Source organism: Castellaniella caeni NBRC 101664, from assembly GCF_001592225.1.
Lineage (GTDB): Bacteria > Pseudomonadota > Gammaproteobacteria > Burkholderiales > Burkholderiaceae_B > Castellaniella > Castellaniella caeni.
In genome coordinates this window covers 1-15572 of sequence record NZ_BCWN01000010.1, presented here as the reverse complement: position 1 = coordinate 15572, position 15572 = coordinate 1, and the positions used below count along the sequence as shown (strand labels likewise).

General features: G+C 66.1%; 13 protein-coding genes. 3 read left to right on the top strand and 10 right to left on the bottom strand.

Going from position 1 to position 15572, the window contains the following annotated elements:
• Positions 1 to 143: 143 nt before the first annotated feature.
• Positions 144 to 1046 (top strand): hydroxymethylglutaryl-CoA lyase, encoded by a 903-nt coding sequence (locus CCA01S_RS07930; RefSeq protein WP_066456617.1) that lies wholly within the window; start codon positions 144 to 146, stop codon positions 1044 to 1046.
• A gap of 107 nt (positions 1047 to 1153) precedes the next feature.
• Here CCA01S_RS07930 and CCA01S_RS07925 read toward each other — a convergent pair whose 3' ends face one another.
• The 7 genes from CCA01S_RS07925 to CCA01S_RS07895 all read right to left on the bottom strand — a co-directional run bounded on the left by CCA01S_RS07925 (position 1154) and on the right by CCA01S_RS07895 (position 9758).
• Positions 1154 to 2425 carry a phenylacetate--CoA ligase family protein gene (locus tag CCA01S_RS07925; RefSeq protein ID WP_066456615.1) on the bottom strand — a complete coding sequence of 424 codons (1272 nt, stop codon included), beginning with the start codon at positions 2423 to 2425 and terminating at the stop codon, positions 1154 to 1156.
• A 15-nt stretch (positions 2426 to 2440) separates the two neighbouring features.
• The gene (locus CCA01S_RS07920; RefSeq protein WP_066456613.1) at positions 2441 to 3289 is read right to left on the bottom strand and encodes an ABC transporter ATP-binding protein; all 849 of its coding nucleotides are present in this window, start codon (positions 3287 to 3289) and stop codon (positions 2441 to 2443) included.
• Between the two features lie 92 nt (positions 3290 to 3381).
• Positions 3382 to 4722: an ABC transporter substrate-binding protein gene (locus CCA01S_RS07915; protein ID WP_066456611.1), complete on the bottom strand. Its 1341-nt coding sequence runs from the start codon at positions 4720 to 4722 to the stop codon at positions 3382 to 3384.
• Positions 4723 to 4853: 131 nt separating this feature from the next.
• Positions 4854 to 5915 (bottom strand): branched-chain amino acid ABC transporter permease, encoded by a 1062-nt coding sequence (locus CCA01S_RS07910; RefSeq protein WP_066456609.1) that lies wholly within the window; start codon positions 5913 to 5915, stop codon positions 4854 to 4856.
• Positions 5916 to 5952: 37 nt separating this feature from the next.
• Positions 5953 to 6882, bottom strand: coding sequence for a branched-chain amino acid ABC transporter permease (locus tag CCA01S_RS07905; protein WP_066456606.1), 930 nt, complete (start codon positions 6880 to 6882; stop codon positions 5953 to 5955).
• Between the two features lie 80 nt (positions 6883 to 6962).
• The gene (locus CCA01S_RS07900; protein WP_066456602.1) at positions 6963 to 7796 is read right to left on the bottom strand and encodes an ABC transporter ATP-binding protein; all 834 of its coding nucleotides are present in this window, start codon (positions 7794 to 7796) and stop codon (positions 6963 to 6965) included.
• Entirely contained in the window at positions 7797 to 9758 is a 1962-nt protein-coding gene (locus CCA01S_RS07895; protein WP_066456599.1) for an AMP-dependent synthetase/ligase, read from the bottom strand.
• Between the two features lie 144 nt (positions 9759 to 9902).
• On the opposite strand from CCA01S_RS07895, the gene CCA01S_RS07890 reads away from it, so the two are divergent.
• Entirely contained in the window at positions 9903 to 10577 is a 675-nt protein-coding gene (locus CCA01S_RS07890) for a Crp/Fnr family transcriptional regulator (protein WP_066456597.1), read from the top strand.
• A 40-nt stretch (positions 10578 to 10617) separates the two neighbouring features.
• Here the strand turns inward: CCA01S_RS07890 and CCA01S_RS07885 are convergent, their stop codons facing one another.
• Genes CCA01S_RS07885 through CCA01S_RS07875 form a run of 3 tightly spaced genes read right to left on the bottom strand, consistent with a single transcriptional unit; the run spans position 10618 to position 13759 of the window.
• Positions 10618 to 11970 carry a sulfate adenylyltransferase subunit 1 gene (locus CCA01S_RS07885; RefSeq protein ID WP_066456592.1) on the bottom strand — a complete coding sequence of 451 codons (1353 nt, stop codon included), beginning with the start codon at positions 11968 to 11970 and terminating at the stop codon, positions 10618 to 10620.
• Positions 11970 to 12887, bottom strand: coding sequence for a sulfate adenylyltransferase subunit CysD (cysD, locus tag CCA01S_RS07880; protein WP_066456589.1), 918 nt, complete (start codon positions 12885 to 12887; stop codon positions 11970 to 11972). Before cysD ends, CCA01S_RS07885 begins: the two co-directional genes overlap by 1 nt.
• A 2-nt stretch (positions 12888 to 12889) precedes the next feature.
• Positions 12890 to 13759 (bottom strand): phosphoadenylyl-sulfate reductase, encoded by an 870-nt coding sequence (locus tag CCA01S_RS07875; protein ID WP_084386604.1) that lies wholly within the window; start codon positions 13757 to 13759, stop codon positions 12890 to 12892.
• Between the two features lie 317 nt (positions 13760 to 14076).
• On the opposite strand from CCA01S_RS07875, the gene CCA01S_RS07870 reads away from it, so the two are divergent.
• Complete coding sequence (locus CCA01S_RS07870) at positions 14077 to 15366, top strand: Glu/Leu/Phe/Val family dehydrogenase (RefSeq protein ID WP_066456584.1); 1290 nt, start codon at positions 14077 to 14079, stop codon at positions 15364 to 15366.
• The last annotated feature ends 206 nt before the right edge of the window (positions 15367 to 15572 follow it).

Genomic DNA, 15572 nt, shown 5'->3' with positions numbered 1-15572 from the left:
GCACCGCCGCCGCCAGGCACGCCGCCAACGCGTCATCGGCGCCCCTGCGCGCGTTATCATCGTCATCATGAGGTCGGCCCCAGCCAGGGTCGGCCGCTTCCAGCAGACAGAACGCGTTTCAAGGCGCATTGCAAGGTTCATCCATGACAGAACACATCAAGATCGTCGAAGTCGGGCCCCGCGATGGCCTGCAGAATGAAAAGCAGTTCGTCGAGACCGCGGCCAAGATCGAACTGGTCGACCGGCTCGCGGCGGCGGGTTTCGCCAACGTCGAGGCCGCCTCGTTCGTGTCGCCCAAATGGGTGCCGCAGATGGCCGATGGCGCCCAGGTCATGGCGGGTATCCAGCGGCGGCCCGGCACGATCTACTCGGCGCTGGTGCCCAACATGAAAGGACTCGAAGGCGCCCTGGCCGCGCGGGCCGACGAAGTCGTCATCTTCGGCGCCGCCAGCGAGGCCTTTTCGCAGCGCAACATCAATTGCTCGATTGCCGAATCCATCGCCCGCTTCGAACCCGTCGCGGCAGCCGCCAAGGCGGCGAGCCTGCGCCTGCGCGGCAGCATCAGCTGCGCACTGGGCTGCCCGTACCAGGGCGAAACTCCAATTTCCGCCGTGGTGGACGTGGCCGAACGCCTGCTCAAGCTGGGGTGCGACGAAATCGACGTGGCCGACACCATCGGGGTCGGCACGGCGGCGCAGGTGGCCCGCGTGATGCGGGCCGTGGGCCAGGTGGCGCGGCTGGACACCCAGGTGTCGGGGCATTTCCACGATACCTACGGCCAGGCGCTGGCCAATATCCTGTCGGCGCTGGAATGCGGGGTGCGCATTTTCCACAGTTCGGTCGCCGGCCTGGGCGGCTGCCCCTACGCCAAGGGCGCCACAGGCAACGTCGCCACCGAAGACGTACTCTACCTGCTGCGCGGCCAGGGCCTGCACACGGGGGTTGACCTCGATGCCGTGGTGGACATCGGCCAGTGGATCTCGACCACCATCGGCCGCCCCACGTCCAGCCGCGCGGGGCGCGCGCTGGCCCTCAAAAAGGCCTGAGACCAGCCCAGACCACGCCGACTGCCGCCATCCGCCCCTAGCGGCAGCCACCGACAAGCCGCAACGACGCGGCCCAAACACATCGGCCCGACAAGGGGCCAGTGTGTTCAGTCATAGCGGCGGACATCCTCGATTACCTTGCCGTCGTTGGGCAGGCTACCCAAGGGCACGACATCAACCACGGCCCGCAGCTTGGTCTGATCGCGTACCGTCTCGGCCACCCGGATGACGTCCAACTGCACGCCGGACTCGACCTTCAGCGTCATGACGTCGTGGCCCATTTCGCCGGACACCACCAGGCGCGCCCGGCCGATCTGCGGGTGGCAGTCGAGCACCCGGGCAATCTGCTCGGGATGCACGAACATGCCGCGTACCTTGGTGGTCTGGTCGGCGCGCCCCAGCCAGCCGCGCAGGCGCCCATTGGTGCGGCCACAGGCCGACACCCCCGGCATGAGGGCGGAAAGATCGCCCGTGCCAAAACGCACCAACGGGTAATCCGGATTGAAAGTAGTGACCACCACCTCGCCCACCTCACCCTCGGGCACGGGCTGACTGGTGCCGGGCCGCACAATCTCGACGATGAGGTCTTCGTTGATGACCAGGCCGTCGCGGGCATCGGTTTCGTAGGCCACCATGCCCAGATCGGCGCTGCCATAGGCCTGATAACCCAGCACGCCGTGCGCCTCGAACCAAGCCTGCAGTGACGGTGGATACGCCTCGCCGGAAAACAGGGCGCGACGCATGGATGGCAGCGCCACACCCATGTCGTCGGCCTTCTCGAAGATGATGCGCAGGAAGCTGGGCGTGCCGGTATAGGCCTGCGGCGCCAGGTCGGCCATGGCGCGCACCTGCTGCTCGGTCTGCCCCACACCGCCCGGGAACACGGTGCAGCCCAGCGCGTGGGCGGCGGTTTCCATCATCGACCCCGCAGGGGTGAAATGGTAGGAAAAACAGTTGTGTACCAAGTCGCCCGCGCGCACGCCCGCCGCGTGCAGGGCACGGGCAAAGCCCCAGTAATCGGGCCGGGTGCTCTCGGGCTCGTAGATGGGGCCGGGCGACGCGAACACGCGTCGCGCCGCGCCCCAGCCGATTGTCGAAAACCCGCCGAACACGCGCACCCGCTCGGCATCGCCCGTGCCGACCGCGCGGGCGATGCGTGCGGCATGCTGCACCTGCAGCAGCTCGCTCTTGCGCAAGACCGGCACCTGCGACAGCAGCGCCCGCGACGTCACCTGCGCGGGATCGACCCCGCGCAACTGCCGCGCGATGGCCGGCGCCCGCGCGCGCGCCTGTGTCAGCACCCCGGGCAGGCGCTGGAACAGCGCGTGCTCACGTTCTTCGGCGGCCATGGTCTCGCGCGCGTCAAAATATGCCTGCATGCCATCTCCCGTGCGTCAGGCCAGCCAGCGCTTGCGCCGACGATAGAACTTGGTGTCGCGAAAGCTGGTGCGACCCGCACCGGACACCCCCAGGTAAAACTCTTTGACGTCGGCGTTGTCCGCCAGCGCCCGCGCCGCGCCATCCATCATCACGCGCCCGTTTTCCAGGATGTAGCCGTAGTCGGCATAGCGCAACGCCACGTTGGTGTTCTGTTCGGCCAGCAGGAAGCTGACCCCCTCGCGCTGATTGAGGTCGCGCACGATCTCGAAGATTTCCTCGACGATCTGCGGCGCCAGCCCCATGGAGGGTTCGTCGAGCAGGATCATGCGCGGATCGGCCATGAGCGCGCGGCCAATGGCGGCCATCTGCTGCTCGCCGCCGGAGGTATACCCCGCCTGGCTCTTGCGGCGCTGCTTCAGGCGCGGAAAATACTGGTAGACACGATCGAGCGCCGCAGCCAGATCGGCCCGGCCCAGCGGGCGGGTATACGCCCCCGTCAGCAGGTTTTCCTCGATGCTCAGGTGGGCGAAGCAGTGGCGGCCTTCCATCACCTGCACCACCCCGCGCTGCACGAGCTCGGCGGGCGACAGCGACTCGATGCGTTCGCCGCGATACTCGATGCTGCCCTTGGTGACCTCGCCGCGCTCGCCGCGCAAGAGGTTGGAAATTGCCCGCAGCGTCGTGGTCTTGCCCGCCCCGTTGGCCCCCAGCAAGGCCACGATGTGGCCTTCGGGGACACTGAGCGACACCCCCTTGAGCACCAGGATCACGTGGTTGTAGATGACCTCGATGCCATTGACGTCAAGCAACGCCGCCGGTTGGGTGGCCACCACCTCGCGCTCGATGGTCTGTGCGTTTTCCATAAAGATGTGTCTCCTGCTACTGTCTTGCGACCCGGTCCGGACAGACCGCAAGGCGCGGGGCCGAGCCCGCGCCCAGCCCTACCCTGGCCCGATCAGCCTTCGGCCGCGCAATCACGCACCGGCAGCTTCTTTTCCGCGGCATATTTTTCACCCAGCGACTGCACCAGGGGCTGCACGTACTTGGGGTCGGACTGATACCAGCCCGACACCACCTGGAACTTCTTGCCATCCCACTGGATGATGCGCGCCCAGTCGGTGCCCAGGTGGTTCTCGCAGGTGGTCTGCACGGGGCGCATCAGCTTGGCGAAGCCCAGCTGTTCGAGCTTGGCCTCGTCCAGGTTGAGGTGCTCGTAGCCCCAGCGCACCTGCTCGGGCGTCATGACCTGGCCCTTGCCGAATTTTTCCTGTGCCGCGCGGATGGCCTCGACCTGCAGCATGGAGATCATCATGCCGCGCGTATAGGCCAGCGAGCCGAAGGTCTTGCCGTCCTTGTCCGAGCCCTGGCCTTTGTCGTAGACGTACTTGCGGATGTCGTCGTGCGCGCGGCCATGCTCGGCGCTGTTCTGGATGGTGATGCCGTGATAGCCCTTGGCCGTGTCGCCCAGGTCGGCCACGTCGGTCTCGGAACTGGCCCACCAGATGCCGTACATCTTGTCGCGCGGATAGCCCACGGCCTGCGCCTCGCGGATGGCGGTGGGCGTCATGATGCCGGCGCTTTGCATCAGCACGAAATCGGGCCGGTTCTTGCGAATCTGCAGCCAGGTGGATTTCTGCTCGACGCCGGGCGCGGCCACCGGATAAAGCTGCAGCGCGAAACCGTTGGCCTTGGCGCGCGCTTCGAGCAGGGCGATGGGCTCTTTGCCAAACGGCGAATCGTGATACACCAGGGCGATCTTCTTGCCCTTGAGCTTGTCTTCGCCGCCCAGATTCTTGGCGATGTCCTGGATGATGGAATCGTAGGCCGTCCAGTAATTGCCCAGCAGCGGGAAATTCCACTTGAACACCCGGCCATCGGCGGACTGCGACAGGCCATAGCCCACCGAGACCACGGAACGGCCATCCACCATGGCCTTGTCGGTGACGGCAAAGGTGATGCCGGTGGATTGCGTGTCAAAACCGGTGGCCCCACCGAACTTGTCTTTCAGGCGCTCGTAGCATTCCACCCCCTTGTCGGTGGAATACGCCGTCTCGCACTCTTCGTAGACGATTTTCACGCCATTGACGCCGCCATCGCGCGCATTGATCATTTTCAGATAATCGAGCTTGCCATCCGCCCAGGGAATGCCCAAGGGGGCAAACGAGCCGGTTCGGTAAACCAGCAAGGGGATGAACTGCTCGCCGGCGGCCTGCGCCGTGCTGGCAACACCCATCAAACCCGTGGCGGCCAGCACGGCAGCCGCCGTGGTCTTGCCCAGTGCCTGCTTCAGCTTCATCTGTCGCTCCTCCTGGTGCTGTGCGCACCTTGTTTTAAATGAGACGGCCCTGGATGGCACCGCCGGGTTGAACCCCGCCCCGACACGGCCGCTTCATGAACGCGCCGACCCGGGGCAAGGACATGGCCACCTCAGTGTGGAAATGGCCAGATTCTGAGTTTTTCCTTGGCGATGCTCCAGAGCCTGGCCAGGCCGTGCGGCTCGACGATGAGAAAGAACACGATCAGGAAGCCGAACACCATGTGCTCGATGTGCGCCGCCAGATCGACGGGCAGCGACAGGCCCAGCGCATGCGGCACGTTGGTGAGCAGCACGGGCACGAGCACCATGAAGGCCGCGCCAAAGAAGCTGCCGATGATGGAGCCCAGTCCGCCGATGATGATGATGAACAGCAGCTGCAGCGAGCGGTTGAGGTCGAACGCCAGGGGTTCCCAGGAGCCCAGGTGGATGTAGGCCCACAACGCCCCCGCCACCCCGATGATGAACGAGCTGACGGCGAAGGCCGTGAGCTTGGCGTAGACGGGCCGGATGCCGATGACCGCGGCGGCCACGTCCATGTCGCGGATGGCCATCCACTGGCGCCCGATGGCGCCGCGCACCAGGTTCTTGGTGAGCAGGCCGATGACGGCCACGAACAGCAGCACGAACAGGTATTTCTGCGCCGGAGTGACCACCGGCAGGCCGAAGAAGTCGAGCGCGGGCACTGAAACATTGCCCGAGGTGGAGTAGTTGGTGAAATACGGGATGCGCAGGAAGACCCAGTCCATGAAGAACTGCGCCGCCAGCGTGGTGACGGCCAGGTACAGGCCGCGGATGCGCAGGCTGGGCACGCCGAACACCACGCCCGCCAGCGTGGCGAACACCCCGCCCAGCAGGATCTGCACGACCAGCGGCCAGTCGAGGCGCACGCCGAAGTTCCAGGCGGCATAGGCGCCCACCGCCATGAAGGCCCCCGAGCCGATGGAAATCTGGCCGCAATAACCCACCAGCACGTTCAGGCCGATGGCCGCCAGCGACAGGATGAGAAAGGGGATGAGGATGGCCTGCAGGAAGTAGTCGGACGCCCACAGCGGGATGCCGGCAAAGGCCAGCAGCAGGACGATGGAAACGAACCAGCGATCCTGGCGGATGGGGAAAATCTGCTGATCGGCCCGGTACGAACTCTTGAACTGGCCATTTTCACGATAAAACATGGATGCGAACCTCCTTCAAGCCTGATGTCCGGCGCACTCAGACGCGGTCGATGATTTTTTCGCCAAACAGGCCTTGCGGGCGAAAGAGGAGAAACACCAGGGACAGCACGTAGGCAAACCAGATTTCGATGCCGCCGCCCACGAAGGGCCCCAGATAGACTTCGGAGAGCTTTTCGCCCACCCCGATGATGAGCCCGCCGACGATGGCGCCCGGCACCGAGGTGAGCCCCCCCAGAATGACCACCGGCAAGGCCCGCAGGGCCGCCGTGGACAGGGTGAACTGCACGCCAAACTTAGACCCCCAGACGATGCCGGTGACGAGCGCCACCAGCCCGGCGACCGTCCAGACCACCACCCAGATGCGGTTGAGCGGAATGCCCACCGACTGCGCCGCCTGGTGATCGTCGGCCACGGCACGCAAGGCGCGCCCCACCTTGGTGTACTGGAAGAAAAACGCCAGGATGGCCACCAGCACCGCCGCCACCAGGGCCGCCGTAAGGTCTTCGAGGCTGACCAGCACGCCGCCTTCGAACGTGCCGTCGAGGATGAACCAGGGGTCTTTGGGCATGCCCACGTTGATGGAATACACCGAGCTGCCGAACAGAATCTGGCCGATACCATCGAGGAAATAGCTGATGCCGATGGTGGCCATGAGCAGCGTGGTGGCCTCTTGGTTGACCAGGTGGCGCAAGACCCAGCGCTCGACCAGCACCGCGATCAGCCACATGAAGACGGCCGCGAGTGCGAAGGCCAGCAGGTTGGCCAGGATGGGCGATTGCCCGCCCAGCCAGCCGTCAATCCAGCCCGACAGGCGCGCCATGGCCAGCGCGGCGATCAGTACCATGGCGCCCTGGGCGAAGTTGAAGACGCCCGAGGCCTTGAAGATGAGCACGAAGCCCAGCGCCACCAGCGCGTAGAGCATGCCGCTCATCAAGCCGCCGATCAGTGTTTCGAGAAAAAACCCCACTGCCTTCTCCTTGTCTCAGCCCCGCCCGGCGGCCTGCCTCGGCCCGCGGACGGAGACGCGCGGCCACGCCGCGCCGCCGTTCAATGGGTCGTGCCCAGATAGGCCCGGATCACCTCGGGATTGCCGCGCACCTCGTCGGGCGTGCCGTCGCCGATCTTGCGGCCATAATCGAGCACGACGACGCGGTCGGAAATGTCCATCACCACCCCCATGTCGTGTTCGATGAGCACGATGGTGGTGCCGAACTCGTCGTTGACGTCGAGGATGTAGCGGCTCATGTCCTGCTTTTCTTCGATGTTCATGCCCGCCATGGGTTCGTCGAGCAGCAGCATGCGCGGCTCCATGGCCAGCGCCCGCCCCAGATCGACGCGCTTTTGCAGACCATAGGGCAGGCGCCCCACCGGCGTCTTGCGATAGGCCTGCAGCTGCAGGAAATCAATGATGTTTTCGACGAAGGCGCGGTGCGCCAGTTCTTCGCGCTCGGCCGAACCCAGGCGCAGGGCCTGCGCGAGGATGCCGCTTTTCATGCGCAGGTTGCGCCCCGTCATGATGTTGTCGAGCACGCTCATGCCCTTGAACAAGGCCAGGTTCTGGAAGGTGCGCGCAATGCCCATTTCGGCGGCGCGGCGCGGGTTCATGCGGGCAAACTGTCGGCCTTGCAGCAGAATGCGGCCTTCTTGCGGGGTGTAGACGCCATTGATGACGTTGAGCATCGAGCTTTTGCCCGCCCCGTTGGGGCCGATGATGGCGCGGATCTCGTGCTCGCGCACGTCAAAGGAAATGTCGGTGAGCGCCTTGACCCCGCCAAACGACAGAGAAATGCGCTGCAGGTCGAGGATGACGGCACCGATGCGCGCCGCGCGATCATCGTCCACCACCTGCACGCCTGCGGTTTCACTTGCGGTGAGACTCATCTACGCCACCTTCTTCAGGGGTTCGGGCAAGGCCACCTCGGCGGGCTCGATGCGCAGGTGGGCGGCAATGCGGCCCGTACGGCCATCTTCGAACTTAACCTCGGTCTCGATGTACTGCTGATCCAGCCCCTGGAACAGGGCCTCGACGAGCACCGCGTATTTCTGCGCGATGAAGGCCCGGCGCACCTTGCGCGTGCGGGTGAGTTCGTCGTCGTCGGGGTCGAGCTCTTTGTGCAGGATGAGGAAGCGCGCCACCTGCGAGGCGGCCAGCTTGGGGTCTTGGGCAAGGTCGCGGTTGACCTGTTCGACACAGTCACGGATGAGCGCATAGACCTCGTCCTTGGATGCCAGATCGGTATAGCCGGCATAAGGCAGGCCACGGCGTTCGGCCCAGTTGCCCACGGCTTCGAGGTCGATGTTGATGAAGGCGCAGACCTCGGGACGGTCGGCGCCGAAAGCCACCACTTCTTTGATGAAGGGGAAGAACTTGAGCTTGTTTTCGATGTACTTGGGCGCGAACAGGCTGCCGTCGGCCAGGCGCCCGACGTCCTTGGCGCGATCGATGATCTTCAACTGCCCGTCGGCATCCAGATAGCCGGCGTCCCCCGTGTGATACCAGCCGTCTTCGGTGTAGGATTCGGCGGTGGCCTGGGGATTACGGTAGTAGCCCGTGAACAGGCCTGGGCTGCGCACCTGGATTTCGCCGCTGTCGGCCACGCGGATATCGACGCCAGCGCACGGCGGGCCGACGGTATCGTCGCGTACCTGGCCGTTGGCCTGCACGCAGACGAAGACCGAGGTTTCGGTCGAGCCGTACAGCTGCTTGAGGTTGATGCCGATCGAGCGGTAGAACACGAAGAGGTCGGGCCCGATGGCCTCGCCCGCGGTATACGCCACCCGCACCCGGCTCATGCCCAGCGTATTGCGCAAGGGGCCGTAGACGAGCAGCGTGCCCAACGCGTATTTGCAGCGATCCCAGAAGCCCACCGAGCCGTCGCCATCGAGGATGTGGGGGCCTACGCGGCGCGCCAGCGCCATGGCGTGGTGAAACAGCCAGCGCTTGAAGCGCCCGGCGTCTTCCATGCGGATCATCACGTGCGTAAGCAGCCCTTCGAGCACGCGCGGCGGCGCGAAATAATAGGTGGGGCCAATGTCGCGCATGTCGATGGCCACCGTCTCGGGGGATTCGGGATGATTGACGGTAAAGCCCGTGGTGAGAAACTGCGTATAGGAAAACATGTTCTGGCCGATCCAGGCGGGCGGCAGGTAGGCCAGCACGTCTTCGTGGTCGGTCAGGCCCTCGAAGCGCTCGATGACGCGGGCGCGGTCGATGAGCGCCTGGTGGCTGAGCACGACCCCCTTGGGCTTGCCCGTGGTGCCCGAGGTGTAGAACATGGCTGCGGTGTCGTCCGCGGCAATGGCGGCCATGCGCGCGTCGATTTCGTCGGGCTGCCGGGCGCGGCGGGCATCGCCCAGCGCCAGCAAGGCATCCCAGGACAGCAGGCGCGCATCCTGGTAGTTGCGCAGGCCACGCGGATCGTCGTACACCAGCGCCCGCAGCGCGGGGCAGCGGTCGGAGACTTCGAGCATCTTGTCGAGCTGTTCCTGGTCTTCGACCACCACCACGCCGACCTCGGCGTCCTGCAGCACGAAGGCCATCTCGTCGGCCACGGCGTCTTGATACAGCGGCACCGGAATCGCCCCCAGACACTGCGCCGCCATCATCGCCATGTAGAGGCGCGGGCGGTTCTCGCCGACGATGGCCACGTGCTCGTCCACGGCCACGCCCAGGTGCGCCAGGCCGGCGGCCACGCGGCGCACTTCGGCGGCCACCTGAGCCCAGGTCAGGGTTTGCCAGATGCCCAGGTCTTTCTCCCGCATGGCGGGCCGCTGGGCGCGAACCTGCGCATGGTGCATCAACAACGCGGGGAAGGTCACCGCAAGGGTGGTTTCCTGTACCATGATGTCTCCTAGGCCCAGCCCCCGTGCGAACCACAGGGCTGGGTGATGCGCCTCTATCGGGCGATACGGGGCTTAAGGTACAAGCTGTCCGCCACCAGAACTGTCGTACATATGACATTCATTCACGATCTAGGGTAATTCCCCATGAACCTGTCGCGGGTTTTAGAAACTCACGCAGCCTGGTTCGACCTGCTCGACGATGCGCAACAGGCGCGCGTGCTGCGCGACACCACCATCGCGGACATCGAAGCGGGCACCATCATCGAACACAAGGGCGCCATCGCCAGCGCCTGGATCGGCGTGCTCGACGGTCTGGTGAAAGTGTCGGTGGGCAATGCCGACGGCAAAATGGCCTCGCTCACCGGCGTACCCTCGGGCGGCTGGATCGGCGAAGGGTCGCTGCTCAAGCGCGAGGCGCGCAAATACGACATCATCGCCCTGCGCCGCAGCACCATCGCGCGGCTGCGGGGCGATACCTTCAACTGGCTGCTCGACGGCAGCATCCCCTTCAACCGCTTCTTGCTGCACCAGCTCAACGAACGGGTGGCGCAGTTCATCGGCAAGGCCGAGCACGACCGCCTGCTGGCCCCCGACGCGCGGGTGGCACGCTGCCTGGCCGAGCTGTTCAACCCCCTGCTCTACCCTGGCAACAGCACCCGGCTCGAAATCACGCAGGAAGAAATCGGCTATCTGGCGCGCATGTCGCGCCAGCGCACCAACCAGGCCCTGCGCTCACTCGAAGCGGCCGGCCTGCTCAAAGTGGTATATGGCGCTGTCGAAGTGCTCGATCTGGACGGGCTGAAGGCGTTCGGCACCTGAAAGCCCGGCCCGCGGATGCAAACGCCCCATGCGCCAGCGATCACGCCGCGGGCTGCGCGCCCGCGGCGTCCAGCCGCACCAGACCGGCGGCCGCCGTCTGGTTGCTGGCGGCATCGATCAGAATGAAGGCGCCCGTGGCGCGCTGCACGTCGTAGTCGTCCAGCGCCAGCGGGTCACGTGCGCGCAGCTGCACGCGGCCGATGTCGTTCATGGCCAAAGTGCCGCTCCAGGCGACCGAGCGCAGTTCGTGGATGTCGCGCCGCGTCTGCACGGCCCGCACCTTCACCTGCGTCAGGCGCGAGCCCTGCTTGAGCCAGTACCAGCGCGCCGGATTGAGCGCCTGCTGATCCAGCCAGCAGATGTCGGCCTCGAAGTCCTGCCGCGCCACGGGCGCGTCGGCGGCGGCCACCAGCAGGTCACCGCGCGACAGGTCGATGTCGCGGTCGAGCACCACGGTGATGCTGTCGCCCGGCAGGGCCTGTTCGACGGCCTCGACCCCGCGCAGAATCTGCCGGATGGCTGCCGTCTCGCCGCCCGGCAGCACCTGGACGGTGTCGCCCGTGCGCCAGGCCCCGCCCTGCAGCTGCCCGGCGTAGCCGCGAAAGGCGTCGGGGCCGCTGCCGTTGTGGCGGATGACCCACTGCACGAAAAAGCGCGGCTGGCCGCTGTCTTGCACCGTCTCCAGCGGCAGGGTTTCCAGCAGGGACAGCAGCGGCAGGCCGCCATACCAGGGCGTGTGCTCGCTGCGCTGCACGACGTTGTCGCCCGACAGCGCCGACAGCGGCACGATGTGATACGAGGCGATCCCCAGGCGCTCGGCCAGATCCTGATAGGCGGCATGAATCCGCTGGAAGACACGCTCGTCCCAGCCGACCAGATCCATCTTGTTGACGGCCACGATGATGTGCCGCAGGCCCAGCAGTTGCGCCAGCGTGCTGTGGCGCTTGGTCTGCGGCAACAACTGGCCGTCGGTCACGCGGCTGGCGTCGGTCACGCGGCTGGCGTCGATCAGGATGATGGCGGCATCGGCGGTGGACGCACCCGTGACCATGTTGCGCGTGTACTGCTCGTGGCCCGGCGCGTCGGCCACGATGAACTTGCGCGCCGGGGTGGCGAAGTAACGGTAAGCCACGTCGATGGTGATGCCCTGCTCGCGCTCGGCCTCCAGGCCGTCGGTGAGCAGCGCCAGGTCGTACTCCTGGCCCGGCGCGCGCGTGTATTTCGACCCGGCGATCGCTTTGAGCTGGTCGGCAAACACGCCCTTGCTGTCGAGCAGCAGACGCCCGATGAGCGTGGACTTGCCGTCGTCCACCGAGCCCGCCGTAATCAGGCGCAAGACGGCGGTTTCCTGGTTTTCCTGGCCTTCCTGCCAGAGTTCGTTGATGGCGTTCATTAGAAGTACCCCAGTTTCTTGCGCCGTTCCATGGACGCTTCGGAAGTTTGGTCATCCATGCGCGTGGCGCCGCGCTCGGTGATGGTGGTCAGCGCCGTCTCGGCGATGATGGCGGCGGGCGTGGCCGCGTCGGAGGCTACCGGGCAGGTGCACGACACGTCGCCCACGGTGCGAAAGCGCACGGTGAGGCGCTCGGGGTGCTCGCCCTTGCGCGGCGGGGTCAGCGGCGTGACCGGCACCAGCAAGCCCTGGCGGCGCACGACTTCGCGCTCGTGGGCGTAGTACAGCGAAGGCAGCGCCAGCTGCTCGCGCTCGATGTACTGCCAGACGTCCAGCTCCGTCCAGTTGGAAATCGGGAAGACGCGGATGTTCTCGCCCGCATGCACCCGGGTGTTGTAGAGGTTCCAGAGCTCGGGCCGCTGGGCTTTCGGGTCCCATTGGCCGAACTCGTCGCGAAACGAGCAGATGCGCTCTTTGGCGCGCGCCTTTTCCTCGTCGCGCCGCGCCCCGCCGATGCAGGCGTCAAACTGAAACTCGGCGATGGATTCCAGCAGCGTGGTGGCCTGGGCGGCGTTGCGCGAATCGGTGGCGTGGCGCAGCACCACGGTGCCGCGTGCGATCGAATCCTCGACGCTGCGCACGATGAGCTCTTCGCCCAGCTCGGCGGCGCGTTGATCGCGGAACCGGATCACCTCGGGAAAGTTGTGGCCGGTATCGATGTGCATGAGCGGAAACGGGAAGCGGCCGGGGCGAAAGGCCTTTTCAGCCAGCCGCAGCAGCACACAGGAATCCTTGCCGCCGGAAAACAGCAGGACGGGGCGCGCGCACTCGGCGGCCACTTCGCGCAAAATGTGGATGGCTTCGGATTCCAGCCAATCCAGGTGGGTTCGAGTCGATTGCAGGGTTGCTTGAGCCATGATCAGGATTCAATAGAAGCGGGGTGAAAGGGTGACGCGGCGCCCGTCGGGGCGGCCTCGGCCGCCGGGGCGTCGAGCCCGGCGGCAGGCAACGCCGTGGCCGACAAGCCGGGACGGGGCTGCGGCGTGACAGGCTGCGCGGCAAGGCGCGGGCGCACGCGCGGGTGGTTCAGGTTGGCGGCGTGCAGGCCGCACTCGCGACTGTCGCGCTGTTCCCACCACCAGCGCCCGGCGCGCGGGTCTTCGCCGGGTCGCACGGCGCGCGTACAGGGCTCGCAGCCGATCGAGGGATAGCCACGGTCGTGCAAGGGGTTGTAGGGGACGTCCAGGGCGCGCACCACGGCCCAGACCTCGTCGGACGTCCAGCCCGCCAGCGGATTGAATTTGCGCAGGCCGAAGGTCTCGTCCCATTCGGTTTCGGCGATTTCGGCCCGGGTGACGGACTGCTCGCGGCGCTGGCCGGTGATCCAGGCCGAATGCCCAGCCAGCGCGCGGCGCAGGGGCTCGACCTTGCGAATGCCGCAGCATTCTTTGCGCAGGGCCACGCTTTCATAGAAGGCGTACTCGCCATGCGCCGCCACGTGGGCCGCCACCGCGCCCGCATCCGGGTGCACGCGCAGCACCTCGATGCCGTAGCGCGCGCGGATGACGTCCACCATGGCAAGCGTTTCGGCATGCAGCCGCCCTGTATCCAGCATGAACACCCCCAGCCGCGTGGTGGGCTGCTGGGCCAAGGCGTGGATGAGCAGGGTGTCCTCCACGCCCATGGACGAGGCCAGCAGCGCATCCGGGTGCGCTGCCGCGATCTCGGCCAGGCGGGCCAGCAGGGCCTGCCAGCGCGGCTGCAAGGAAGGCGAAAGAGAAGACGGCATCGGCATGCTCCAGGGAAAGCGGACGGGCTCCGGCCAAAGGCCAGGCGCCCGGGTTTGCCCACCGGCTGCGCGAAACGGCGCGCCGACCAGTGACGAAGGTGCCCAGTGTGCGCCCTCATCCAGGCCGGACGAACGAATAAATGGTTGGTTCCATATAACCCTGGCGCCGCCGCCGGGCCCGTCCGGCGCCGGGCGCCCGTACCCCCCGGAAAACCCGAGTCGGCGCCCGTCCGGATGCAAGAGAAACAAAACCGGCACTAAAATGGTGCCAGTTGTATGTCCTTGAACATGCTTAACTCGTCAAAAGGCTGCACACCATGGCTGAACCGCATTCCCAAGTTCTACCGTCGTACCTCGACGCTGCTCACCCAGGCCCCTGGGGCATCTATCTCGAGCAGGTCGATCGGGTCACTCCGTATCTGGGCCCCCTGGCACGATGGGTCGAAACCCTCAAGCGCCCCAAGCGCATTCTCATCGTCGATGTCCCCGTCGAACTCGACGACGGCACGGTCGCCCACTTTGAAGGCTACCGGGTACAGCACAACACCTCGCGCGGCCCCGGCAAGGGCGGCGTGCGCTTCCACCAAGACGTCACGCTCTCCGAAGTCATGGCGCTGTCGGCCTGGATGTCGGTGAAATCCGCCGCGGTCAACCTGCCTTTCGGCGGCGCCAAGGGCGGCATCCGCATCGACCCGCGCAAGTATTCGCACGCCGAACTCGAACGCATCACGCGCCGCTACACCAGCGAGATCCACGACATCATCGGCCCCAACAAAGACATCCCGGCCCCCGACGTGAACACCAACGGCCAGGTCATGGCCTGGATGATGGACACGTACTCCATGAACGAGGGCCGCACCACCACGGGCGTGGTCACCGGCAAGCCCGTGTCGCTGGGCGGCAGCCTGGGTCGGGTCGAAGCCACCGGGCGCGGCGTCTACGTCATCGCCTGCGAGGCCGCCCGCGAATCAGGCATCGACATCAAGGGTGCGCGCGTCGCCATCCAGGGCTTTGGCAACGTGGGCGGCACCGCCGCCCGGCTGTTCAACGAAGCGGGCGCCAAGGTCATCGCCGTCTACGACCACACGGGTATCGTCTACAACCCGCACGGGCTCAACGTGCCCGCGCTGGCCGAACACGTGCGCGAAAACGGCGGGGTGGCCGGGGCCGCTGAAACGCAAACCCTCAACCCGCAAGAGTTCTGGTCGCTCGAAACCGACATCCTCATCCCGGCGGCCCTCGAAGGCCAGATCACCAGCGATAACGCCGACCTCATCCGCACGCGCATTCTGGTCGAAGGCGCCAACGGCCCCACCACGCCAGAAGCCGACGACATCATCTCGTCCAAGGGTACGGTCATCGTCCCCGACGTGGTGGCCAACGCCGGCGGGGTGACGGTCAGCTACTTCGAGTGGGTGCAAGACTTCTCAAGCTTCTTCTGGACCGAGCAAGAGATCAACCACCGCCTCGAAGCCATGATGCGCTCGGCCTATGCGGCCATCTCCGGCACCGCCCGGCAGCACCAGGTGTCCCTGCGCACGGCGGCCTTCATCGTGGCCTGCTCGCGCATCCTCGAAGCCCGCCAGGTGCGCGGCCTTTATCCCTGAGGCGCGCAAACACGATACACAGCGACGCCTCGGCGACAAGACGGCTCGGATGCCAGGACAGGAAGAACCACACTGTCCCTCCATCCGAGCCACCTATCCGCCTGACGAGACGCGAAGCAGCGCAAAAACAGCGCCGACAACATCGCCAAAGCCCCAAACCCAGACGAGGCGGGACGATTGCGCCTGGGTGGAAGGACTGTGTGGCT

Bases quoted from the DNA above. Each gene is read 5' to 3' on its own strand.
- CCA01S_RS07895 (WP_066456599.1), bottom strand. From the start codon at position 9,758: ATGGTACAGGAAACCACCCTTGCGGTGACCTTCCCCGCGTTGTTGATG.
- CCA01S_RS07925 (WP_066456615.1), bottom strand. From the start codon at position 2,425: ATGCAGGCATATTTTGACGCGCGCGAGACCATGGCCGCCGAAGAACGT.
- CCA01S_RS07890 (WP_066456597.1), top strand. From the start codon at position 9,903: ATGAACCTGTCGCGGGTTTTAGAAACTCACGCAGCCTGGTTCGACCTG.
- CCA01S_RS07930 (WP_066456617.1), top strand. From the start codon at position 144: ATGACAGAACACATCAAGATCGTCGAAGTCGGGCCCCGCGATGGCCTG.
- cysD (WP_066456589.1), bottom strand. From the start codon at position 12,887: ATGGCTCAAGCAACCCTGCAATCGACTCGAACCCACCTGGATTGGCTG.
- CCA01S_RS07870 (WP_066456584.1), top strand. From the start codon at position 14,077: ATGGCTGAACCGCATTCCCAAGTTCTACCGTCGTACCTCGACGCTGCT.
- CCA01S_RS07920 (WP_066456613.1), bottom strand. From the start codon at position 3,289: ATGGAAAACGCACAGACCATCGAGCGCGAGGTGGTGGCCACCCAACCG.
- CCA01S_RS07875 (WP_084386604.1), bottom strand. From the start codon at position 13,759: ATGCCGTCTTCTCTTTCGCCTTCCTTGCAGCCGCGCTGGCAGGCCCTG.
- CCA01S_RS07885 (WP_066456592.1), bottom strand. From the start codon at position 11,970: ATGAACGCCATCAACGAACTCTGGCAGGAAGGCCAGGAAAACCAGGAA.
- CCA01S_RS07915 (WP_066456611.1), bottom strand. From the start codon at position 4,722: ATGAAGCTGAAGCAGGCACTGGGCAAGACCACGGCGGCTGCCGTGCTG.
- CCA01S_RS07910 (WP_066456609.1), bottom strand. From the start codon at position 5,915: ATGTTTTATCGTGAAAATGGCCAGTTCAAGAGTTCGTACCGGGCCGAT.
- CCA01S_RS07900 (WP_066456602.1), bottom strand. From the start codon at position 7,796: ATGAGTCTCACCGCAAGTGAAACCGCAGGCGTGCAGGTGGTGGACGAT.